This window comes from Arthrobacter sp. CAN_A2, assembly GCF_015752045.1.
Classification (GTDB): Bacteria; Actinomycetota; Actinomycetes; order Actinomycetales; family Micrococcaceae; genus Arthrobacter_D.
Genome location: NZ_JADOUS010000011.1, coordinates 43,169 through 65,196, shown reverse-complemented (window position 1 = coordinate 65,196; position 22,028 = coordinate 43,169). Strand labels below are relative to the sequence as shown.

Sequence of the window (22,028 nt, the reverse complement as noted above, 5' to 3'; positions counted from 1 at the left end):
TCGCTGCGGCACAGTGGACATCTGCGCCTACTTCATGGTCTTGGGCCGGCGCCCCTGGTTGGCGCGGCGGCCCTCGGCTGCCTCGTTGGCTGTCTGCTGGATGCGTCGTTCACGGGTGGCCCCGGTCTTGCCGGTACTGATCCATTCGAGGATTGCGCGCTTCGCCGAGCGAGGGAAGCCGTCCCAGTGTGCTCGAGCCGCCGGCTGGGCATCGAGCGCACTGGGACGGAGAGCGTCCCGGTCAGTTCGTAGAGATCCTCGAAAAGCGCCTCCCGAACGATGTGGCGGGGGTCGTACTGGCGTGGATCGAGCTTGCGCCGGTCCACCTCGACCAAGTCGTCACCCATTTCCTCCTGAAGCTGTCGGGGTCAGCTGCGCGCTGCGAGGAACTGGTCGAGGGCGGCGAGGTCATCGGTGTTGATATGGTCGACGCCCGCGTCAGCAAGTTCCGACCAGACCGCTTCACGTGCGGTACCGGGGAGATCCGGGGTCGCCCAGAACCGGACCCGCGCGCCCTGCTCGTGGGCCGTGGCCACATAGGCCCTGAGCTTCTCCCGCTCCGCGGTCGGCATCTCGCCCACGCCTTGCCAGGTGAAGAGCTGGTTCCAGTTATTGCTGATCAGCGGCATGAGGGTCGATGGCAACGCCGATCCCAGGTCGGTGGCACGTCCGTCGTAGAAGCTCGAGCGGTGCCGATCGGCGGCCATCGTGGCCAGCGGGCGGTTGCCGCTGACCACGACGCTCACCGCACCCTGCTTCATCTTGCCGTTGCTGAAGCGCGTGAGCAGGGAGCGGTGCTCGTCGAGCTCGGCCTCGAGCGCGGCGTAGGTCTGCTCGGCGTCACCCTTGATGTCGACCAGCAGCTGGAACTCACCGTCCCACCCCGGGTAGACGCTGCCGGCCCTGCCATGCACCAGCTCGTCGAGCGGATCGAGATAGAGGCTCTCGAGCGTCACTCCGGCAGCGACATCTTCGAGGTCATGGGCCACGAGCAGCTCCCCGTCCACGAGCCAGACGTCGGCCTCGACGCTGGTGAAGCCGTGGTGGAGTGCATCGAACAGTGGGCGGTCGTGCTCGTAGTCGTTGTGGGCGTGCGCCGCTTCACGCGGGGCACCGAGGGAAACGTCATCGGCTGCCTGGGACGCGTTCGCCGGGACGGCAACGGAGACGGCAAGCGACGAGCAGACGAAGAACAGGGCGAAAGGCCGGGCACTGGGCATGGTCCTCAACTTTCGGGTGGGGGCTGTGGCTTTCCCACGCTAGATAGTTGAGGTGAGCAACAGGGTGACGCCCACTGGAACCCGGGTGAACATCCCACGACGACGACTTAGCGTCGCGGACCCCGGCGGCGCGGGCAGGTACGACGCAGGGACAGGTTGGTCGTTCTGTGAGAGCGGAGTGCCGATCCAAGCCGTTGAGGCCGCGGTTCGGCGGTGTTAAGGAAGCGTTAAGACCCGCCCTAGGGCGCTGCGCACTCGATAAGCTCACTGAGCGATGCCCACGGCCCCGCCATGTGCGTCGTTCCGTGCATCCTGTGCATGCTTGAGCCCTGGAGGATGTTGATGACCGCCCCCGTGGAGTATGCCGTTTCTGCGGCAGTTCCCGTCACCGCGAGATCTGCTGCGTCGACAGGGCGAATGCGTCGGTGGTTGCTCGCCGATCGTGTGCAGCCCGTGGGTCCGGCGTCCGACGAAAGCCACGCCAAGCCCAGCGCCTGGTGGAAGGTCATGTGCCTGACCGGGGTGGATTACTTCTCGACACTGTCCTACCTGCCGGGTATCGCAGTCCTGGCAGCCGGTGCGCTATCGCCGCTGGCGACCCTGCTGATCGTGGTGCTGACTTTGGTGGGCGTGCTGCCGATGTACCGGCGGGTTGCCGGGGAGAGCCCGCACGGGCAAGGATCGGTGGCGATGCTCGAGCGACTCCTGCCGTTCTGGCGGGGCAAGGTCTTCGTGCTGGTACTGCTGGGTTTTGTCGCCACGTCGTGGATCATCACCATCACCCTGTCCTCCGCCGATGCGACAGTGCACCTGCTGGAGAACCCGTTCCTTCCATCCTTCCTGGACGGTCAGGCCGTGCTCATCACGGTTGTGTTCCTGCTGATCCTGGGTGGTGTGTTCCTGCTGGGCTTCAGGGAAGCGGTGATTGTCGCGATTCCACTGGTGGCGGTGTTCCTGTCCCTGAACGCCGTGATCATCGTTGTCGGGATGCAGGCAGTCTTCACCGAACCGGGAGCCCTGACCACGTGGACGGATGCCTTGACCCGGACGGGCAGCATCGGCGGCGTCATCGGACCGGCCCTGATCGCGTTCCCGCTCCTGGTCCTGGGTCTGTCCGGGTTCGAGACCGGCGTGAGCATGATGCCGCTGATCGCCGCGAAGGGCTCGACCGACGAGGAACGACTGGCTTCGCGCATTCGCAATACCAAGAAACTGCTGACACTAGCGGCCCTGATCATGAGCGTGTACCTGCTGGCGAGCAGCTTCATCACCACGGTCCTCATCCCCGCGGAGGCTTTCGAAGCAGGTGGGGAGGCCAGCGGCCGCGCGCTGGCATACCTTGCACATGAACTGTTCGGAGGCGGGTTCGGCACTGCGTATGACATCAGCAGCATCCTGATCCTCTGGTTCGCCGGCGCCTCTGCCATGGCCGGGCTGATCAACATCGTGCCGCGATACCTGCCGGCGTACGGAATGGCACCGGAGTGGGGCCGCGCGGTGCGCCCGGTCGTCCTCGTCTACACCGCGTTGAGCATCGTCATCACCATCGGCTTCAACGCCGACGTCAATGCCCAGGCCGGAGCGTATGCAACCGGGATCCTCGCGATGATGGTGTCCGGGTCCATCGCCGTCACCATCAGCGCCATCCGAAGCCACCAGCGCGCCGCCTCGATCGCTTTCACCGTTCTCACGCTGGTGCTGCTCTACGCGCTGGTCGCTAATATCATCGAAAAGCCCGACGGTATCCTGATCTCCGGGTTCTTCATCGCCGGCATCATCGCCGTCTCCCTCGTCTCCCGCGTCACCCGGACCACGGAGCTCCGGGCGGACGTCATCGAGTTCGATGACCGAGCACGGTCCTTCGTCACCGACTCCATCACCTTCGACGGTCGCCTGAACCTGGTCGCCCACCGTCGTCAGTCAGGAGCCGCGGACGAGTACGCGGCCAAGGAAGCGGACCAGCGGGATCTCAACCCGGTCCCGGGCACAGCGGACATCATCTTCCTCGAGATCGACGTCATCGACCCGTCCGAGTTCAGCAACAAACTCCGGGTCCGGGGTGTCACTGTCAACGACCACCGGATCCTGCGCGTCGAAAGCCCGGCCGCTCCGAACGCGATCGCCGCGATCCTGCTCGCCCTGCGTGATTCCACCGGCGTGAATCCGCACGCCCACTTCGAGTGGTCCGAAGGAAACCCCCTGGCTCACCTGATGCGCTACCTCCTGCTCGGTCAAGGGGACACCGCCCCCGTCGTTCGGGAGATCATCCGCCAGCAGGAACCCGATCCCGTGCTCAGGCCACGCGTGCACGTCGGCTAGTACGCGGGCTACATCCGCGACGGGTCCGACATCGGAGTCACCCGTTCAGGGCAGAGACCTGCGACACGCGCTTCTGCAACGGTGCGATCATCACGACGAAGGAGAGATGCATTGGCAGCAGAACGGGTGAGCCGGACAGGCGCGATAGAACGGCTGAAAGAGTTGCGCGGGCACGTCGCGGCCTTCAGCAGCCGGGTTCTCACGCCGGTTCGCCTGGTTCCCCTGGCGTTCGCCGTGGTGATCCTCCTCGGTGCCGGGGTGCTCGAGCTGCCGGCAGCCAGGGCGTCGGACAGTACCGACCTGATGCCGGCGCTGTTCACCGCGGTATCAGCGGTGTGCGTCACCGGTCTCATCACGGTGGACCCAGCGACGTTCTGGAGCCCTTTCGGTCAGGCGGCGATCCTTGCCATGATCCAGGTGGGTGGGTTCGGGATCATGACGCTGGCGACCCTCCTGGCCCTGCTGGTGCGAAAGCGCCTGGGGATCCGCAGCCAGTTGGTGGCCCAGTCCGAGAGCCACACCGTGAACTTCGGCGACGTCCGCCGCGTCCTGATCCGGGTTGCCTTGATCATGGGCGTCGTCGAGGGCGTGACAGCGGTCATCCTCACCGCCCGGTTCCGCATCGCCTACGACGATGACCTCCCGACGGCTCTCTGGCACGGGGTGTTCCACGCCGTCTCAGCGTTCAACAACGCCGGGTTCTCACTCTTCAGCGACAACCTCATCCCCTTCGTCGACGACCCGTGGATCATCGTGCCCATCAGCATCGCCATCATCCTCGGTGCCATCGGCTTTCCCGTGATCATCGAACTGCTCCGCAGGAGCCCACTCAGCAACTGGACCATACACACCCGTCTGACGGTCTACGGCACCCTGCTACTCCTGGCGGTGGGCATCACATTGTTCGCAGTCTTCGAATGGCACAGACCCGAGACCCTCGGATCGCTGAGCACCGGAGGAAAACTCGTCGCGGCCATCGGTGGCGGAGTCTTCCCCCGCACGGCGGGCTTCAACAGCATCAATTACGGGGAAGCCGCCCCGGAGACACTCCTGATGACCGACATCCTCATGTTCATCGGGGGAGGTAGCGCCGGGACGGCGGGCGGGATCAAGGTCACGACCTTCCTCGTCCTGGGCTTCGCGATCCTGAACGAGATCCGCGGGCGGGAGCAGGTCACCATCGGCAACCGATCCATCAGCTCCTCCGTCCAACGCCAGGCCCTCTCGGTGGCGCTCCTCGGGATCGGCGTGGTGATCCTCGGCGCCGTGCTGCTGCTGATGCTCACCGACTACGGACTCGAACAAACCCTCTTCGAATCCGTTTCCGCCTTCGCCACCGTCGGAATGAGCACGGGCATCACCTACGACCTGCCCCACAGCGCCCAATTGGTTCTCATGGCACTGATGTTCATCGGGCGCATCGGCACCATCACCACCGCCGCGGCCCTGGCGCTGAACAGCAAACCGGTCCTGTACCGGTTACCGGAAGAACGCCCCATCATCGGCTGACTGGAGCATCCTCCACCGACCGGTTTCAACCCCGAGGAATCCCCTTCTTCTGGCAGTTTCGCGGACCCGCAGGACGAGACCCTTCCAGTTCCCTAGTGCTATCGCTTCTCCTATGCCCTGCTGTCCTGTCTCCTAAGAAAGAGTGCCTTTGCGCGATTGCGAGGACGCTTGCGAGACAGTTCCTGAGGTCATCCTTGCGTGGGAGTGGCTTGAGGAAGCGACTGGATGAGTGGTGCGGCGCCAACTGATCCCGGAGCAGATGCTGCCCTCACGGAGACAGCATCTGCTCCGGGATTATGCAGTAGCCCTCAGGAATTTCCAGGCGACTAGGAGACCGCACAAAGTTCCTCGATATCAGCGCTTGAGGTTCGTGAGCTCCTGGAGCACCTCGTCCGACGTCGTGATGATGCGCGCGTTCGCCTGGAAGCCACGCTGCGCGACGATCAGGTTGGTGAACTCCTGCGAGAGGTCCACATTGGACATCTCCAGGCTCCCGGCGTCGAGCGATCCGAGACCGTTGGCGCCGGCCGCGCCGATCTCGGCCACACCCGAGTTCGCCGTCGCCCGGTAGGACGAACCGCCGGCCTTCTCGAGGCCCGCCGGGTTGACGAAGCCTGCGAGCGCGACCCGGCCGAGCGGCTGCCGACTGCCGTTGCTGAAGGCGCCCACCAGGGTGCCATCCGGGCCGACGGTGAAGGATTCGAGCGTACCGGCCGTGCGGCCGTCACTCTCGGAGATGGAGACGGTCTTGAGCTGGGCGAAACCGGTGACGGCGGAGAGGTCCACGGTGATGCCTCCCACCGTGACCGAGGAGCCGGGCGCGGCCTGGCCATTGGGGAGCAGGAGCTCGGTGGCGCCCGCGGCCCCGTTCTCATCCTGGCCTGCGACGGTCCAGCCCGTGGCCGAGCGGGTGAAGGTCAGGGTGAGGTCGCGAGCAGCGCCATCCGCGCCGTAGACCACCCGTTCCTGCAGGACCTCGGTGCCGACGGCGGCGTCGGAGGGCAGGTTCCCGGTGACGCGCGCCGTCGTCGTCGCCTGTGCCGGCGAGACCACACCCTTGGGCATGCGCAGGTCGCCGACGGCGCCGCCCTGCTGGACGACGCCGTTGTCGGCAGGCCAGCCCTGGACGAGCGAGCCGTCAGGCGTGACGAGGCGCCCTTCGGAGTCCGGCGAGAACGCGCCGGCGCGGGTGTAGAGCGTCTCGCCGCCGTTACGCGTGATGAAGAAGCCGTCACCGGAGATCATCATGTCCGTCGCCCGGCCCGTCGCCTGCGTGGAGCCCTGCGAGAAGTTGGTGATGATCCCGGCCACCTGCACGCCGAGGCCCACCTGGGCCGGGTTGGTGCCGCCGAGGGCTTCCTGCGGGGCACCGGCGCCCTGCGTCAGCTGGGACAGCGTGTCCTGGAACTGGGTGGCGGACGCCTTGAAACCCGTCGTGTTGACGTTGGCGATGTTGTTGCCGGTGACGTCGAGCATGGTCTGGTGGGAGCGGAGACCCGAGATGCCGGAGTAGAGCGAGCGCAGCATGATGATGCCTTTCGGAAGCGGAGCGGGCGGATCAGGGCGTGGAGTGCGGGGTCAGGAAGCGGGTGCGGGCGTTGGTGTGGGGAGGGTGCCCACACCGGACACGAGGTCGAGGGCGATGCTCTTCCCGCCGATGGTGACGGTGGGGACGGGGCCGCTGTAGGAGACGGCGGTCGCCAGGCCGCGGGCCTCGACGCCGTCCACCCCCGTGTAGGAGACCTCGTTGCCGATCAGCGCGGCCGCCGAGGATCGCATCTGGAGGTGGAAGTTCTCCTCGCTGACACCGGTCATCTGCGTGATCTTCTCCATCATGGCCAGCTGCGTTGTCTGCGCGATCATCTGGTTGGTGTCCATGGGGGCACTGGGATCCTGGTTGCGGAGCTGACTGACGAGCAGGGACATGAACACTTCGGAGTCCATGGCCTGCTTCCGGGTCCCCGGAGCAGGGGTCTCGGTGGGGGCGAAGGTCGCGGACGCGACCGGATCGATGGGCATGGTGTCCTTCCGGGTCAGGCGAAGAGGTCGAGGGTGGAGGAGCCGGCGGTGGGGCTCGGGGTCCAGGAGGTGTCCGGCACGGGTCGGTGGACCGCCGTGGGGACGGAATCGGACTGCTGGTCACGCCGTCCGTCCCTGCGGTCCTCCGGCGTGCCGGTCCCGAGGTCGAGCGATGCGGACAGGCCCGACGACGACGCCTCGCGCCGCAGGTCGGGCAGCGCCTGCTTGAGGGCCTCGCGTCCGCCGTCCGTGGAGGAGAAGAACTCGAGCCGGGTTCCGTCCGCGGCGAAGCTGGCGCGGATGGTGATGGGACCGAGATCGTCGGGTGCGACGGTGACGGTGATGGTGCTCGTCCCGCCCGGGGCGTCGGCCGCGGACTGGGCGAGCGCGAACGCGTGGCCGCCGAGTTGCTGGGGCAGTGGCGCGGCGGCCTGGCGGGCCGGCGCCACTGCCGTATCGGCAGGTCCGACGACGGCCCCTGCGGATGCCGGCACGGGCGCCGGCAGATCGACGCGTCCGGGTGCGGGCTGCGACGCGGCGCCGGGCTGCTCGGCCGTCTTGTTGTCGGCCGGGGCCGGCGTGCCGGGATCCACGGGGTTCGACGTGCCCGGATCGGCGGCATCCAGCGTGCCGGCCTCTGCTGCGGGTGCTGTCGCCTCGGGCGTCGGAGCCGATGCAGGCACGGCGCCGTCCGCCGCGACGGCAGGACCGGGAGGAGCAGCCACGGCGCCCGTGCCGGTGGAGTCCACGGACGGAAGGCCCGACGTCGCCGCGGCGGCGGTACCGGGCCGCACTGCCCCGGTGTCGGTGGCTGCCGGGGGCTCCCCGGTCTCCGCGCCCGCCGACGCTGCAGCGATGTCCGTGGCCGCCCCGATTCCCGCGTCCGGGCTTGCCGACGCAAGGGGTGCCGACCCCTCCGCCGCGTCGGAGTAGGCGGGAGGAGCCGGTGCGGCTGCCGGGGCGACGGCGACGGTGGCCGCATCGCCGGCGGGAAGGGCCGGAGAGCCGGAGGGTGTCTGGGTGGCCGGTCCGCCCTCGTGCCCGGATACCAGGGGGGTCGTTGCCGAGGCGGAGGCGACGCTCGACGTCGGGTCGGGCGCCGTGACGGACGCAGGCTGCACGGCATCCGGGACGTCGCGCCGGATGTGATGAGGGGCGCTGCGATCGGCGGCGCCCGCGGCGAGGTCGGTCGCCCGGTCGGCACCAGCGACAACCCCACGATCCATGTGCTTCGTGCGCTCGGTGCGCTCCGCGGGCGGGCCGGACCTGTCCCGAACCGCGGGGTTCGTACCACGGTCAGCCGTCGAGCCGGGGCTACGGCCGGCAGCACGCTCGGCGACACCATCGGAACCGCGGTCAGCCGCACGACCAGCGACACCGCCGACAACAGCGCCGGAACCACGGTCCGCCGCACGAGCCGCGGCACCGCCGGCAGCAGCACCGGGGCCGCGGTCCGCCGCACGACCAGCGACACCGCCGACACCGCCGATACCGCCGACAACCGGACCGACACCGCCGCCGACCCTTCGCCCGCCCGGACGCTCCCCCACGTGCGTCCGGTACAGATCACCGAAGGATGCCGACGAGTCCGTGTCACGGGGACGGCCACCCGGACGCGCCGGATCCGCTGCCGCACGCGGAACGGCTGCCGCAGGCAGCCCCTGCACGGGGGTCATCGTGCCATGCTCGCGAGGAAGGCCGCCTGGGCATAGGCTGCGTCCGCCGTCTCCGGAGTTGCCTCCGTGGCGACCACCGGCGCCGCCACGGAGGCAGCTCCGGCGGGATCCGCGGGCAGGATGCGGCGGATCGTGGTGATGTTCGCGTCGGTCTCCCACATGTCCCGGACCGCGACGGTCTTGCCGGGCTGCGGGGCATCGATCGCCTTGCCTCCCCCGAGGTACATGGACACGTGGCCGCCCTCGAGGCTGAACAGCAGGTCGCCGGGCTGGGCCTCGGCGAGCGACGGAACCTGGGTGCCGGCGTTCATCTGGTCCCAGGTCACGCGCGGGATCTGGATGCCGATGTCCGCATACGCACGCTGCACGAATCCCGAGCAGTCGAGGCCGGACGCCGGGTCGGTGCCGCCCCACACGTACGGGATGCCCTCGTAGGACCGCGCGGCCTCGATCAGCCGGGCCGCGTCCGCCGAGGCCGGAACGGGAACCGGAGCTGTACCCGCTCCAGCGACGGGCGCCGGGGACCCGCCAACGGGTGCAACCGCAGGCGCCGCATCGGCGGACTCCGTGGGCACACTTCCGCCGGATGCACCTGAAGCACCTGAAACGCCTGCGAGTGCGTCGGCGAACAGGTCCGCGGAGGTACTCGCCGCCGCCTTCGGCGAACCCGCCGAGGATGTGGCCGTCGTCGTCGCTGCCGTGCCGGCCTGCGCCCGCGCCGCCGGGGCGGCGAGCATGGTCAGGGTGGACTGGATCTGCTGGATGCGGCCCACCGCGTCGGTGATCGTCATGGTCTCTCCTCTACATTGCGCCGGGCACTGCTGACCGAGGCGAGTTCGTCGAGGACACGCTGCTCGGCGCCGATCAGCGCCGTGGCCTCCGTGTCCCGATGGCGGTCCTCGAGTTTCTCGAGGCCCATGGTCGCCGCGCGTGCAGCACGGTACTGGTCCTGTGCGCGGCCCTGCTCACCCCGCAACTGCTCCTCGAGGGCGTGCAGGTCGGCGAACATGCTGCGTGCCGAAGCCCGGGCCGCGGCCACCGCGTACAGCGACGCGGAGCCGGCGGGGCTGATGTCCGTGCCGTCGAGGGCGTCGCTCAGGATGTCGGTGCGGGTACGTGACGCCCGGAGCCGCTCGTTCGCTGCCGCCAGGGATCCCGCGGCCTCTTCCTCGCGCAGCTGGCGCAGCCGGAGCAGGCCCGCGAGGGGGAACTGTCGTGCCATCAGGAGACTCCCATCGATGCCGTGAGGTGCGCCAGGCGGTTCCAGGCGTCGTCGAACGGGGTCTGCTCGTCCATCCGCTGCTGCAGGAACGCGTTGATCCCGGCCTCGTGGTTCAGGGCGGCGTCCACCAGCGGATTCGACCCGCGGGCGTACGCGCCGACGTCGATCAGGTCCTGGGCGGCCTTCCGCGCTGCGAGCGTCCTGCGCAGCACGCCGGCGACGGCCGCCTGCTCGCGGGTAGTGACGCGGGACGCCACGCGGGAGATCGAGGCCAGCGGGTCGATCGACGGGAAGTGCCCCGCGACGGCGAGCTTGCGGTCGAGCACCACGTGCCCGTCGAGGATGGACCGCGCGGCATCGGCGACGGGCTCGTTGTGGTCGTCGCCGTCCACGAGCACGGTGTACATGCCGGTCACGGAGCCGGACGCGCCGGTCCCCGCACGTTCGAGGAGCTGGGCGAGCAGGGAGAAGGTGGACGGCGGGTAGCCGCGGGTGGCGGGAGGCTCTCCGACACTGAGGCCGATCTCGCGCTGCGCCATCGCGACGCGGGTGAGCGAGTCCATCATGAGCATGACGTCGGCGCCGCCGTCGCGGAACGACTCGGCGATCCGCGTGGCCACGAACGCCGCGCGCAGGCGCAGGAGCGCCGGCTCGTCCGACGTCGAGACCACCACGATCGACCGGGCCAGGCCCTCGGGACCGAGATCGTCCTCCAGGAAGTCCCGGACCTCGCGGCCGCGCTCACCCACGAGCGCGATCACCGAGACGGCGGCGTCCGTGCCGCGGGCGATCATCGACAGGAGCGAGGACTTGCCGACCCCGGACCCGGCGAACAGGCCCATGCGCTGTCCGCGTCCCACGGTGGTGAGCGTATCCATCACCCGCACGCCGAGCTGGAGGGGTTCGGTGATGCGGGTGCGTGCCAGTGCCGGTGGCGGGGTGTTGCCCAGCGATACCCACGCGACGTCGGTGAGCGGGCCGCGCCCGTCGATGGGCCGGCCCACGCCGTCGAGCACGCGGCCGAGCAGGCCCGGCCCCACCGGAACGAGCAGCGGTCCCCCGTGGGAGCGCACGCTTGCTCCCGCCTGGATCCCGGCGAGGTGGGCGTACGGCATGCAGCGCAGCCCGGTGAGCGAGGCGGCGACCACCTCGGCGTCGACGGTTCCGGTGCCGGCCGCGGGATCACCGATGGTGACGACGTCCCCGATGGCGCAGTCGAGGCCGACGACGTCGACGCCGAGTCCCACGACGGAGGCGACCCTGCCGAACCGCTGGGGCGCGGCGGCGGCGAGTGCGTGGCCCACGGCGTCCTGGATCGTGAGGCTCATGCCGCACCCCCGGCGGCCAGGGCGGAGCGCACGCGGGCGAGCGCCGTGCCCAGGCGCGCATCCACATGACCGTCCGGGCACTCGGCGACGGCATCCCCGCGCCGGAGGGAGGCATCGGGCACCAGCTGCACGCCGACCGGCGTGTCACCCGGGGCGAGCACGGCCAGGTCCGCGGGGTGCAGGCGTACGGCGCGCACCTCCTCGCCGTCCGCCCCCCGGAGGGCGCGTGCGACGGCGGCACGCGCCGAGGACGGGCCGTCCTCGAGGGCGCGGCCGAGCAGGGCCTCGGTGATGTCGATGGCGGCGTCGAGGATGCGGGTGCGGGCCTCGTCGAGGACCGGGGCGGTCCGCGTGTCGAACGCCCGCGCGGCCGTGTCGAGGACCCGCAGTCGCTGCGCGAGGACGGCCTCCGCGTGCGCACGGGCGGCGGCATGCTCGGCGTCGAGCCGTGCACGGTGCTCGGCGAGTTCGGCGCGGGCGAGCGCCAGCCCGTCCGCGTATCCCGCAGCGTGGCCCTGGGCGACGGCGGCGTGGTGCGCGGCCTGCCCCGAGCCGGGACCCAGGCGCGGGAAGGCGACGGGGGTCAGGGCGTCAGTCGACATATTCGTCCTCGTCCCCACGCTGGATGGTGATGGTGCCCTGCGCCTCGAGATCGCGGATGGCACGCACCACCTCGGCGCGTGCTTCCTCGACCTGCGACATACGGACGGGCCCGACGGCGCGGATCTCGTCGTCGAGGATCTCCCGGTTGCGCTCGGAGACGTTGGAGCGGATCACGGTCACCACGGCCTCGGCGGCGCCCTTCATCGCCAGGGCGAGGACGGCCGAATCGATACCGCGGAGCACCTGCTGGACGTCGCGGCGCTCGAGGTTGACGATGTCCGCGAAGGTCAGCATGCGGGCGCGGACCTCCTCGGCCAGCGCCGGGTCGCGGAGCTCGAGGCCGTCGAGCAGCGCGCGTTCGGTGCTGATGTCCGCCCGGTTGATGATGTCCACGAGGGGCTGGATGCCGCCGATCGCCGTCGCACCCTGGCGGGGTGCCGCAACGGCGCCCGCCCTGATCTTGATGGTGTCGGCCACGATGGACACGGCCTCAGGGGTCGCGGAGCCCATGGTCGCGATGCACTGCGCCACGTCGGTGCCGGTGTCCTGGTTCAGCGCGGCGAGGACGGTGGACGCGCGTTCGGGTTTGAGGTGCGCGAGGACCAGGGCGATGGTCTGCGGCAGCTCGCCCTCGAGGACGGTCTGGATCTGTCCGGGTTCCACGCTGTCGAGGAACTCGAAGGACTTGCCGGCCGCAGTCGAGGCCAGGCGCCCCACCACGCCCGCCGCGCGTTCCGCGCCGAAGGAGGACTGGAGGAGCCCGATGGCCACGTCCATGCCGCCGCGCGTGCGGCGTCGGCCGCTGGTGCTGAGCTCGTGGAACTCCGCGAGAGCCTCTTCGGCAGCGGCTGGTTCCACCCGGCGCAGGCGGACGATCTCCGCGACGATCTCCTCGGCCTCGGCCTCGGACATCTGCTTGAGGACCTCCGCCGCCCGGTGCTGGTCGAGCTGCATGAGCACCATGGCGGCCTTCTGCGTCCCGGTCACGGCGGCGCGTGCGAGGGTGCTCATACGCTCTGCCTGTCATCCATCATGCTGCGCAGGAATTCCGCCGTCTTCGCGGGATCCTGGGAGGCGAGGGCGTCGACGTCCGCGCGCATGCGTTCGACGTCGGATTCCACGGCCCTCGCCTGCAGCGCAGCCTGCACCGCGGCGACGTCGATCGTGGTGGTGTTCGGCGCCGGCTCCAGCGGGGCGAGGACGGCCACCGCGGGATCGATCGCGGGTGTGCTCGGCGCCGGGATCGCCGGGTAGACGCCCTGCAGTTCGCCGAGGTCGAGCGGTTCGCGCCGCTGGCGGCGCGAGCGGCGTGCGTAGATGATGAGCGCCACGATGGCGACGAACAGGATGGCCGCCACGATGGACAGCGTCCGGATGAGGTCCGCCCGCTGCTGCGCGGCCTCGGCCGCCTGCGCCTCCGCGAGGGCATCCGCCGCGGCGTTGGCCCCGGCGTCGCTGAACGGCAGCTCCTCGACCGTCACCACGTCGCCGCGGGCGGCATTCACGCCGGCGGCACTCGAGACGACCGCGGTGAGTGCGGCGACGTCCATGTTCGCGGTGGCACCCCGGTTCACCGCGACGGAGATGGTCTGGCGGTTGATGCCGCCGGCGGGCACCGTGGTGGACTCCGTGGTCTTGTTCACGGCGTTGTTGCGCGTGCTCGTCTCGGAGTTGAAGGTTCCGTCACCCTCGGCGCCGCCGTCGGGCACGGCGATGTTGTCCGGCCCGAGGACGCCGGCCTGGCCGCCTCCGGCACCCTCGTACGCCTCGGTGGAGGTGGACTCGTTGAGTGCGGGCGCGTTCTCGGGCGTCGTGAAGGTCTCCTCGACACGCTCCGCGCTCTCACGCTGCATGTCCGCGGCCACGGCGACGGTCGCGTTGCCGACCCCGACCACGCGGTCGAGCATGGCCTGCACGGACGCCTGGATGCGCTGCTCGTAGTCCGAGGCCTGCTGGTCGCTGCCGCCGGTGGCGCCGACGCCGACCGCGGACAGCACCCGCCCCTCGGAGTCGATCACGGCCACGTCCGCGGCGTCCATGCGGTCGATCGAGGCGGAGGTGAGGTGCGTGATCGCCTGCACCTGGTCGCTCGAGAGGCTGGCGCCCGGATCGGTCTCCACGAAGACCGACGCCGTCGGCTTGCCCTGCTCGGCCACGAACACGGTGTCCTCGGGGACGGCGAGGCGGACGGTCGCGGCCTTGACGCCGTCGATTGCGGAGACCGTCGCGGCGAGCTCTCCCTCGAGCGCCCGCTTATAGGTGGTGGACTGCTGGAACTCGGAGGACGTGACCCCCATGTCGTCGAGCAGCGAGTAGCCGCCGGTGGAGGAGGACGGCAGGCCCGCGGAGGCCGCCTTGATCCGCTGGTCGTACACCGCGGTCTCGGGGACGAGGATGGTGCCGCCGCCCTGGGTCAGCTCGTACGGCACGCCATCGGTCTGCAGTTGGTCGACGATGGTGCTGGCATCCTCACCGCTCAGGCCCGAGAACAGCGGGGTGTAGGAGGGCTTGGAGAGCCAGGACGTGAGCGCGATCCCGCCGAGCACGAGCATGGCGACGCCGATGATGGCGATGGTGCGCTGGGCGATGGTGAAGCTCTTCACGGCGTCACCCAGGCGGGTGGCGGCGGTGGACAGGGGCGTGGGCATCAGGCCTGCATCCTCATGATCTCGTTGAAGGCGTCAACGCCCTTGTTCCGGACGGCCGCGACGAGCTCGAGCGTCACCTGGGCCCGCGTGGAGGCGAGGGTGGCGTTGTGGATGTCGGTGAGGTCGCCGGTGACGGCCTGCACGGAGAGCGCGTTCGACGCCGACTGCAGGCCCTGCAGGTTGTCCACGGCGGAGGTGAGGGAGGTCGCGAAACCCTCGCCGCCGGCGTCGGACACGGCACCGACGGACGGCAGGTATGAGGTGGCGGCGGGCTGGACGGCGCCGATGGCGGGGACGGGCATCAGGAGCGTCCGATCTGGAGGGCGGCTTCGTAGGTGGCTTGCGCGCGGTCGACGACGGCGGCGTTGGCCTGGTAGCCGCGCTGCGCCATGATGAGCTGCCCCATCTGGGCGCTCATGTCGATGTCGGGGTAGCGGACGTAGCCGTCCTCGTCCGCGAGGGGGTGGGTGGGTTCATGGACCAGGCGGCCCTCGGCGCTGCCGAACTCGGCCCCGGCGACGTACGCGCCCTGCCCGTTGCCATCGGCGCGCGCCGTGATGTAGCGCTGCTGGAAGGCTGCGCCGTCGGTCGAGGTGACCGTGTTGGCGTTGGCCATGTTGTCCGCGACGGCGTCGAGCCACTTGCGGTGCAGGGTGAGTCCCGTGCCGGAGATCCCGATGGCGTCGAAGGTCATCAGTTGGTCCTCAGCGCGGTGCGGATGCTGGTGAACGGACCCTCGACGGCGCGGGCCGCGAACTGGAAGCGCAGCACGGTGTCGATGTTGGAGAGGGTCTCCGTGTCCATGTTCACGTTGCTGCCGTTGAGCCGGGTGGGCTCGAGGGAGGTGTCAGTGGTGGCCTGCACGCTGCCGTCCCCCATCGACACCGACCGCGCGAGGGCGTCCTCGAAGCTGACCCGCTGCGCATGGAATCCTGGGGTGTTGACGTTCGCGATGTTGTTCGCGGTGACCCGCTGGCGCAGGGCGAGCCCGTCGAGGGCACTGCGCATAGCGAGCGAGGACACTGAATCGAGCACGGCGGCAGACCCTCTTCTTGCAAGGCTGAGCGGCCGATCCATGGCCTGGGGGTGAGCGATCCATGCTCACTCGTATCTATCGGACGCGCGTCCGGCACTTGTAAGGCGCTTGCGTCGAAGCTTTCAGCCCGTGACGTCGAGGTAGACGGAGGACTGCCGCGGGGCTGTCGCCGCCTGGACGGATCCGAGTGCGGACCGATGGCGCCGCAGGGTGTCGGCGTCTGCCGTCAGGCGGGTGAGTACGGCCTGCTGGCGTTCGCTGATGCGTGCCGCCCGCGGCACGAGGACAGCGGGAATGGGGGCGTCCACGCGGGGTGGGGTCCAATCCACGGCGGCGGCGGCCCGGCGCAGGAGCTCCGGGTCGGCGGCCGTCTCCTCGTCGGGGATGGTTGCCGCGGCCGCTTCGAGTGTGTCGAGGACGTCCTCGAGCGCATCAAGCGCGGAGGTCCAGGCCGTGAGGGCGGCGGTCGCTGCCGGGCTGTCGGGCTCAGCCGACACCGAGCACTCCGAGGGAGCGGGGCGCGTCCTGGTCCTGTGGGAACGCGGGGGTCTGGCTACCAGGGACGACGGCGGGCGCCTGCCCGGTGCGGGCGGCTTCGTGCCAGGCCTGGCGCAGCGGTTCGAGGATCTCGGCACACTCCGCGGTCCTGGCGCGGTCCCGCCGGGTATTGGCGTCGACCAGGGTCTGCCGCACATAGGTGTAGAGGGACATGAGCCCGGCCGCGCCGTCCCAGACGTCCGTACGCAGCGAGGACATCAGCTCGCCCACGATGTCCTGCGCGTGCAGCAGGTTCTCCGAGGCTTGCGTCCACTCCCCCGCCTCCTGGGCGGCACCGGCCCGCGCGAGGTCGAGCAGCAGCCGGTCGTAGAGCATGGTCAGCAGCCCTGCGGGAGTCGCCGACAGGACGGCGTCCTGCACGTACTGCGAACGCTTGGCCTGGTATCCGTTCATCTGCAGCATCTAGAGCCCGCTTCCGGTGGGGAGGCCTGCCAGCTGGGATGACAGCCAGTCCCCCTGTGATTGGAGTTGTGAGAGCTGGACCTCGAGCGCCGAATAGGTGCGTTCGAGGGTCGCCCGGCGCTTCTCGAGCCGCTGGTCCCAGCCGGACACCTGGTCGTTGAGGCTGCGGACGGTCGATTCCTGGCTCGTGATCCGGCGCGTGAGCTCGCCGTCGAACTTGTCCGAAGCTGCCTTGCCGGCATCCGCTACGCGCCCGGCGAGCTGGGTCAGGGCGTCCTTCACGGCGGTCGGGTCCTTCGCGAGCGCGGCGGCGAACTTCTCGGCGTCGAACTCCACGGTCCCGGAGCGGGTCAGCGTGATGCCGAGCTCCGACGTCGACTTGCCGTTGATGGGCGCCGTCGCCGCCGTGAGTACCGACTGGGCGATCCCGCGGACGGCGCTGTCTCCCGTGAACCGGCCCGACGTCGGCGCGGCACTGGCCGTTGCACTCGGCGAGACCTTGGTGTTGGCATCGACGAAGGAGAAGACGCCGCGCAGCGCCTCCACGAGCTCCTTCGCCTTCGTGGTGGTGGCCTCGGCGTCGCGGGAGACGGTGACGGATACCGGCTCGGTGGTGGTCTTGGCGACGGTGACGGAGACGCCGGGGAGGATGTCGGTGAACGTGTTCGACGACGACGCCACGGTCTGCTCCGCCGCAGTGCCGCCCCAGAGGACCACCTCGGCGTCCTGCGCGGCGCGGACGGTCGCCGCGCCGGTCTCCGTGAAGAGGTCGGTCGCGGTGCCGGCAGCGACGTCGGCCGCGGTTCCCCGGAAGACCTCGAACCCGTGCTCGGCACCGGGCTCCTGCGCCGTGAACTGGAGTCGGTACTGCTGCACGCCGCCGATGGTCCCGGTGCTGACCTTCGTGGCGGTGATGCCGATGTCGGCCTTGTTCACCTGGGCGACGACGTCGTCGAGGGTGCCGGTGGTTGCGATCTCAGTGGTGGTGCCGTCCTTCGCCCGCAGGGTGAGCGTGGAGGCCTCCGGGGAGAAGGCCGTCATGACGCCCGTCACGGAGGACTGTGACTGCGCGAGCTGCCGGACGGTGAAGTCGAGGGTGCCTGCGCCGGCCGACGACGTGGCCGTGGCGGTGGCGGCGTCGGAGCTGCTGGCGACCTTGTAGAGATCGAGGGCCAGGGGCTTCGCGGTCTTGGTGGCGAGCTCCGTCAGTGAGCCGAGCTGCTTGTTCAGCTGCTGCAGGGCGGTGACGAAGCCCTGCGTCGAGGCGGCCTTCGCCTTGAGGATCGTCTGCGGGCGGGCTTCCAGCTGCATGAGCTGGTTGATCATGTTCGTGGTGTCCAGCCCGCTCGCGATGCCGTCGATGGAGAACGCCATGGGTCTACCTCTCGGGTGGAACGGGTCCGTGCTGGGAGTCTTTCAAAGGGGTCGTGCTCAGCAGGCGAATGCACGGTGGCGGGACCTCTCGGTCCAGGATCAGTCCCGCCACCGTGCACTCTTCGCCTACGAACTCACCGTCTAGCGGAGGAGCTGAAGGACACCCTGGTTCATCTGGTTGGCCTGGGCGAGCATCGCGGTACCGGCCTGCGAGAGGATGTTGGCGCGGGTGAAGTCCGCCATCTCCTTCGCCATGTCGGTGTCGGTGATGCGGGACTTGGCCGCCGAGAGGTTCTCCTGCGAGACGTTGATGCTGTTGATCGCGGACTCGAAGCGGTTCTGCACCGCACCGAGGCCGGAGCGTGCAGCAGACACGTCCTTGATCTGTGTATCCAGTTCGGCGATCGACGTCAGCGCATCCGCCGAGCTGGTGAACGTAAGGCCCTTGACGGCCGTCGCGACAGCCTCGATGTCGGTGGCCGCAACCGTGATCTGATCGTTCGCGGCGGTCGAGCCCGCTCCGACCTGGAACGTGAGGCCGGTTGCTGCCGCGCTCAGCAGGTCCGTACCGTTGAAGTTGGTGGACGTTGCGATACGCGAGAGCTCATCGCCAAGTGCCGTGACTTCGGTCTGGATGGCCGTGCGTGCATCTGCGTTGTTCGAGTCGTTGCCCGACTGGACCGCGAGGTCACGGACACGCTGCAGAATGCTGTGGACCTCGGAAAGCGCACCTTCAGCGGTCTGGACCACGCTGATGCCGTCCTGGGCGTTGCGGGCTGCAACTCCCAGTCCGCCGATCTGCGAGCGCAGGCCCTCGGAGATCGCCAGGCCGGCGGCGTCGTCGGCTGCACGGTTGATGCGGAGACCGCTGGAGAGCTTCTCGAGCGACTTGGACATATCGCCCTGGGTGCTGGAGAGGTTGCGGTAAGCGGTGTTGGCCGCGGTGTTGGTGTTGATCTGGAAACCCATGATGTATTCCTCCGTGAAAGGGTTGCTATCGCAGGCCCATCCATGGGCCTGCAACGGTAGCTATCGGAAGCGACCCCGAGTGCGTTAGGAATCCGTCGAACTTTTTTCAGTACGTTCCCTGACCCATCCACTGCAGCCCGACCAGACGCAAGGAAGGCCAAGTTTTCGCCGTGGGTTACGCCGGAGCAGGCCGAATCGGCGGCCGGTCCCGAGGCACGACCGTAAGCTCACTTCTCGATCAGATTCCTGATTCTGGAGGGAAGGAAGTGCTGGGTGCGTGCTGTTGTGCCGCGTGAGGCTGTTGGGGGCAGTGCTGAGCGGACGGAGATCTCCCGGATACCGGTGATCACGACGGTCGTCGTGTCGGCGCTGTATGTCGTCGGTCTCCTGCTCGGCGACCGGGTGCGGTTCGAGGTCATCGGCGTGTGGCTCGGCATCGGCGCGGAAGTCGCCGCTGTCGCCGTGTGCGTCTGCGCCGTCCTGAGGACGCGCCTGACGCAGTGGCAGGTGGTGTTCGGCGGTGCGGCAGTCACCGCCTACACCGTGGGCGACGTCTACTATCTCTCGACACTGCAGGGGCAGCAGGCCCACGCCGTCATCTCGGCTGCGGATGTCGCCTACTTCGCCTTCTACCCGCTGATGCTCGGCGCCCTCGCGGTGACGGTACGCAAGCTGAAGGGCGTGACGTGGCCCCTGCTGCTGGACAGCCTGGTGGGAGCGCTGGCTGCCGCGTCCCTCATGGCCATGATCCTCGCGCCGGTCCTGCGATCCGGCGCCGGCGGTGGCACGACGTTCGAGATGATCGTCGTCGTCATCTACCCCGTGCTCGATCTCCTGCTGATCACTGCCGTCGGCGGCCTGCTGGCCTCCCGCGGGCTCGACCTCGGCCCGCGCTGGCTGCTACTCGTACTGGGCCTGGTCCTCTTCGCCGCCGCGGACATCGCCTTCGCCCTGGGCGTGCAGGACTACGTTGTCGGCTCCGCCGTCGACACCGGGTGGATCCTCGGAATCGCCGCCATCGCCCTGTGGATCGACGGCGTCGCTCGAGGCGGGGTTTCTTTCCGCCACCAGGACCGTGGCCTGCCTGCCGTCACCATGCTGATGGTGTCCACCACCGCGGCCGTCGCCGTCCTGATCATCGGCTGCCAGATGCCCATCGCGCCGCTCGCCCAGGTCCTCGCCGCCCTCACCCTCCTCCTGGCCGCAGTGCCCCTCCTCTTCCGGAACCGCATGCTGGTCACCCTCGCCACCACGGACGAACTGACGAAGCTGCCGAACCGCAGGGGGCTCGTCACGGATCTCCGCGGACGGTTGGGCGGACGTCACTCCGGCGCCCTGTTCTTCCTGGACCTCGACCGCTTCAAGGACGTCAACGACGCTCTGGGGCACAGCGTCGGCGACGCCCTCCTCGTCCAGGTGAGCGAGCGCTTCGCCCGGCCGCTGCGCCCGAACGACCTGTTCGCCCGCCTCGGCGGCGACGAGTTCGCCGTGTTCCTCGACGGCCTGTCCAGGGAGGAAGCCCTGGTGGTGGCGCAGCGGCTTCAAGCCGAACTCACGGAACCGATCCAGATCGGGACGGCCTCCATCAAGATCAGCGTCAGCATCGGCATCGCCCTCACGCCGGAGAACGGCACCGACATCAGCCTCCTGATGCGCAAGGCGGACATCGCGATGTTCCGGGCCAAGTCCACCCGCAGCGGACACCACCTCTACAGCTCGATGGACGACGACGGCGGTGCGCGGAAACTGAGGACCCTGCAGGAGCTCCGCGCAGCACTGGTCGAGGGCCAGTTCGAGCTTCACTACCAACCGAAGGTGAACCTCCCCGACGACGGCGTGACCAGCGTCGAAGCCCTGGTCCGGTGGAACCACCCCCTTCTCGGGCAACTGCCGCCGACGTCGTTCCTCCCCCTGGCCGAGGAAGCCGGCCTGATGCCCCAGCTCTCCACGCTCGTGCTCGAGGCCGCGGTGGGTCAGGTCTCCCGATGGCATGCCGACGGGCTGACGATCAGCGTGGCCGTGAATCTCTCCGGGTCCTGCATCCAGCCGGATCTGCCCCGCCAGATCCTCGCGCTGCTCGAACAGCACGGCACACCACCGCAGCGCCTCATGCTCGAGATCACCGAGGACATGCTGATGGCCGACCCCGTCCATTCCGCGAAGATCCTCGCGCGCCTTCGCAACGCGGGCATCCAGATCTCGATCGACGACTTCGGGACCGGCTACAGCTCCCTCGCGTACCTGCGTGACCTTCCTGCCGACGAGCTCAAACTGGACCGGTCCTTCATCACCGCCATGCGCACCGATCCACGCGCCGGCGGGCTCGTGGGCTCCATCATCGATTTGGCCCACAGCCTCGACCTGCGGGTGGTCGCCGAAGGGGTCGACAACGCGGAGACCCTGGTGGAGCTGCGCGCGCTGGGGTGCGATCTCGCCCAGGGCTTCCACTTCGCCAAACCGTTGCCCGCCGCGAAGGTCGCCCCGTGGATCACCAAGCACGCCCTGCCCGCAACGGCTACCAGCCTTCTCGGATGAGCCTCTCCTGGTAAGTTGTCGACGACGCGCCTGACGACGTTCCTTACATCGCGCCGGGCAACGCCGATAGTTCTCCCGGTTCCACCGTCCGTGGCACCGGGGAGGAGGTAAGACCGTGAGCGCCCAGAACCTGTCCGCCCTGCTGTGGCAGGAACGCGAGCTGCTCGAGCTCCTCGTCTTCAAGCTCGAGGAGGAACAACTCCTCCTCACCTCCGGCAACACCCGCTGGCTCCACCACGCCACCCGCGAGGTGGAACAGGTCCTCGAACGGCTCCGCGACACCGGCCTGGCCCGTGCCGTGCACGCCGCGGGCGTCGCGAAGGAGTGGGGCATCGACGGCACTGCCACCCTCCGGGAGCTGGCCGTAGCGGCCCCCGACGAACCCTGGGGTGAACTGCTGACCGCGCACCTCCAGGCCATGACGGTCCTCGTGGCACAGATCGGCGCATTGCGTGACAGCAACCAGCACTTCCTCAAGGCGGCCAGCCGGTCGGCCCAGGAGACCCTCGCGGGCATCGGCACAGGCGCGGGCACGTATGCCGCGGACGGCGCCACGAGCCGCCGATCCGGCGGACAACCCACCCTCCTCGACAAGGACATGTAACGCGAC

22 protein-coding genes and 1 pseudogene are annotated in these 22,028 nt (G+C 69.2%); 5 read left to right on the top strand and 18 right to left on the bottom strand.

The annotated features are described in order from the left end of the window. Nucleotides 1-27: 27 nt before the first annotated feature. Both IWX63_RS16950 and IWX63_RS14410 read right to left on the bottom strand, forming a co-directional pair. Nucleotides 28-207: pseudogene (locus tag IWX63_RS16950) on the bottom strand (YdeI/OmpD-associated family protein); the annotation flags it as partial. A 161-nt stretch (nt 208-368) separates the two neighbouring features. Then, complete coding sequence (locus IWX63_RS14410) at nt 369-1,220, bottom strand: phosphatidylinositol-specific phospholipase C/glycerophosphodiester phosphodiesterase family protein (RefSeq protein WP_199278850.1); 852 nt, start codon at nt 1,218-1,220, stop codon at nt 369-371. Between the two features lie 342 nt (nt 1,221-1,562). Between IWX63_RS14410 and IWX63_RS14405 the strand changes: the two genes are divergently transcribed. Together IWX63_RS14405 and IWX63_RS14400 are read left to right on the top strand one after the other, a co-directional pair. Beyond that, on the top strand, nt 1,563-3,539 hold the full coding sequence (locus tag IWX63_RS14405) for an APC family permease (protein ID WP_199278849.1): 1,977 nt from the start codon (nt 1,563-1,565) through the stop codon (nt 3,537-3,539). A 111-nt stretch (nt 3,540-3,650) separates the two neighbouring features. Then, a complete protein-coding gene (locus IWX63_RS14400; RefSeq protein ID WP_334685893.1) occupies nt 3,651-5,048 on the top strand; it encodes a TrkH family potassium uptake protein in 1,398 nt (465 codons plus the stop codon). Nucleotides 5,049-5,402: 354 nt separating this feature from the next. Here IWX63_RS14400 and IWX63_RS14395 read toward each other — a convergent pair whose 3' ends face one another. Genes IWX63_RS14395 through IWX63_RS14385 form a run of 3 tightly spaced genes read right to left on the bottom strand, consistent with a single transcriptional unit; the run spans nt 5,403 to nt 8,188 of the window. Further along, nucleotides 5,403-6,575, bottom strand: coding sequence for a flagellar hook protein FlgE (locus tag IWX63_RS14395; RefSeq protein ID WP_199278848.1), 1,173 nt, complete (start codon nt 6,573-6,575; stop codon nt 5,403-5,405). Between the two features lie 51 nt (nt 6,576-6,626). After that, nucleotides 6,627-7,067 (bottom strand): flagellar hook assembly protein FlgD, encoded by a 441-nt coding sequence (locus IWX63_RS14390; protein ID WP_199278847.1) that lies wholly within the window; start codon nt 7,065-7,067, stop codon nt 6,627-6,629. A 14-nt stretch (nt 7,068-7,081) separates the two neighbouring features. After that, nucleotides 7,082-8,188: a flagellar hook-length control protein FliK gene (locus tag IWX63_RS14385; protein WP_199278846.1), complete on the bottom strand. Its 1,107-nt coding sequence runs from the start codon at nt 8,186-8,188 to the stop codon at nt 7,082-7,084. A gap of 27 nt (nt 8,189-8,215) precedes the next feature. Here IWX63_RS14385 and IWX63_RS14380 point away from each other — a divergent pair, with 27 nt between their 5' ends. Next, complete coding sequence (locus IWX63_RS14380) at nt 8,216-8,779, top strand: hypothetical protein (protein WP_199278845.1); 564 nt, start codon at nt 8,216-8,218, stop codon at nt 8,777-8,779. On the opposite strand, the gene IWX63_RS14375 is transcribed toward IWX63_RS14380, so the two are convergent. The 13 genes from IWX63_RS14375 to IWX63_RS14315 form a co-directional block, all read right to left on the bottom strand. After that, a complete protein-coding gene (locus IWX63_RS14375; protein ID WP_199278844.1) occupies nt 8,740-9,534 on the bottom strand; it encodes a C40 family peptidase in 795 nt (264 codons plus the stop codon). The genes IWX63_RS14380 and IWX63_RS14375 overlap by 40 nt on opposite strands. Next, nucleotides 9,531-9,965 carry a flagellar FliJ family protein gene (locus IWX63_RS14370; RefSeq protein ID WP_199278843.1) on the bottom strand — a complete coding sequence of 145 codons (435 nt, stop codon included), beginning with the start codon at nt 9,963-9,965 and terminating at the stop codon, nt 9,531-9,533. The genes IWX63_RS14375 and IWX63_RS14370 overlap by 4 nt, the downstream gene beginning before the upstream one ends. After that, entirely contained in the window at nt 9,965-11,293 is a 1,329-nt protein-coding gene (locus IWX63_RS14365; RefSeq protein ID WP_199278842.1) for a FliI/YscN family ATPase, read from the bottom strand. The genes IWX63_RS14370 and IWX63_RS14365 overlap by 1 nt, the downstream gene beginning before the upstream one ends. Further along, nucleotides 11,290-11,895, bottom strand: coding sequence for a FliH/SctL family protein (locus tag IWX63_RS14360; RefSeq protein ID WP_199278841.1), 606 nt, complete (start codon nt 11,893-11,895; stop codon nt 11,290-11,292). Before IWX63_RS14360 ends, IWX63_RS14365 begins: the two co-directional genes overlap by 4 nt. Further along, a complete protein-coding gene (fliG, locus tag IWX63_RS14355) occupies nt 11,885-12,907 on the bottom strand; it encodes a flagellar motor switch protein FliG (RefSeq protein ID WP_199278840.1) in 1,023 nt (340 codons plus the stop codon). The genes IWX63_RS14360 and fliG overlap by 11 nt, the downstream gene beginning before the upstream one ends. Continuing rightward, nucleotides 12,904-14,544 (bottom strand): flagellar basal-body MS-ring/collar protein FliF, encoded by a 1,641-nt coding sequence (fliF, locus tag IWX63_RS14350; protein ID WP_199278839.1) that lies wholly within the window; start codon nt 14,542-14,544, stop codon nt 12,904-12,906. The genes fliG and fliF overlap by 4 nt, the downstream gene beginning before the upstream one ends. Beyond that, nucleotides 14,544-14,846 (bottom strand): flagellar hook-basal body complex protein FliE, encoded by a 303-nt coding sequence (gene fliE, locus IWX63_RS14345; protein ID WP_043443279.1) that lies wholly within the window; start codon nt 14,844-14,846, stop codon nt 14,544-14,546. Before fliE ends, fliF begins: the two co-directional genes overlap by 1 nt. Then, nucleotides 14,846-15,238, bottom strand: a complete 393-nt coding sequence (locus IWX63_RS14340) for a flagellar basal body rod protein FlgC (RefSeq protein WP_199278838.1) — start codon at nt 15,236-15,238, stop codon at nt 14,846-14,848. The genes fliE and IWX63_RS14340 overlap by 1 nt, the downstream gene beginning before the upstream one ends. Next, nucleotides 15,238-15,579, bottom strand: coding sequence for a flagellar basal body rod protein FlgB (locus IWX63_RS14335; protein WP_199278837.1), 342 nt, complete (start codon nt 15,577-15,579; stop codon nt 15,238-15,240). Before IWX63_RS14335 ends, IWX63_RS14340 begins: the two co-directional genes overlap by 1 nt. A 123-nt stretch (nt 15,580-15,702) precedes the next feature. Then, a complete protein-coding gene (locus tag IWX63_RS14330; RefSeq protein WP_199278836.1) occupies nt 15,703-16,077 on the bottom strand; it encodes a hypothetical protein in 375 nt (124 codons plus the stop codon). Further along, nucleotides 16,067-16,540 (bottom strand): flagellar export chaperone FliS, encoded by a 474-nt coding sequence (fliS, locus tag IWX63_RS14325; protein ID WP_334685892.1) that lies wholly within the window; start codon nt 16,538-16,540, stop codon nt 16,067-16,069. The genes IWX63_RS14330 and fliS overlap by 11 nt, the downstream gene beginning before the upstream one ends. Continuing rightward, nucleotides 16,541-17,914, bottom strand: coding sequence for a flagellar filament capping protein FliD (gene fliD, locus IWX63_RS14320; protein WP_199278835.1), 1,374 nt, complete (start codon nt 17,912-17,914; stop codon nt 16,541-16,543). A gap of 141 nt (nt 17,915-18,055) precedes the next feature. Next, nucleotides 18,056-18,883, bottom strand: a complete 828-nt coding sequence (locus IWX63_RS14315; RefSeq protein ID WP_199278834.1) for a flagellin N-terminal helical domain-containing protein — start codon at nt 18,881-18,883, stop codon at nt 18,056-18,058. Nucleotides 18,884-19,156: 273 nt separating this feature from the next. Here IWX63_RS14315 and IWX63_RS14310 point away from each other — a divergent pair, with 273 nt between their 5' ends. Both IWX63_RS14310 and IWX63_RS14305 read left to right on the top strand, forming a co-directional pair. Continuing rightward, nucleotides 19,157-21,418: a putative bifunctional diguanylate cyclase/phosphodiesterase gene (locus IWX63_RS14310; RefSeq protein WP_199278833.1), complete on the top strand. Its 2,262-nt coding sequence runs from the start codon at nt 19,157-19,159 to the stop codon at nt 21,416-21,418. A gap of 115 nt (nt 21,419-21,533) precedes the next feature. Further along, nucleotides 21,534-22,022, top strand: coding sequence for a flagellar protein FlgN (locus IWX63_RS14305; RefSeq protein WP_199278832.1), 489 nt, complete (start codon nt 21,534-21,536; stop codon nt 22,020-22,022). The last annotated feature ends 6 nt before the right edge of the window (nt 22,023-22,028 follow it).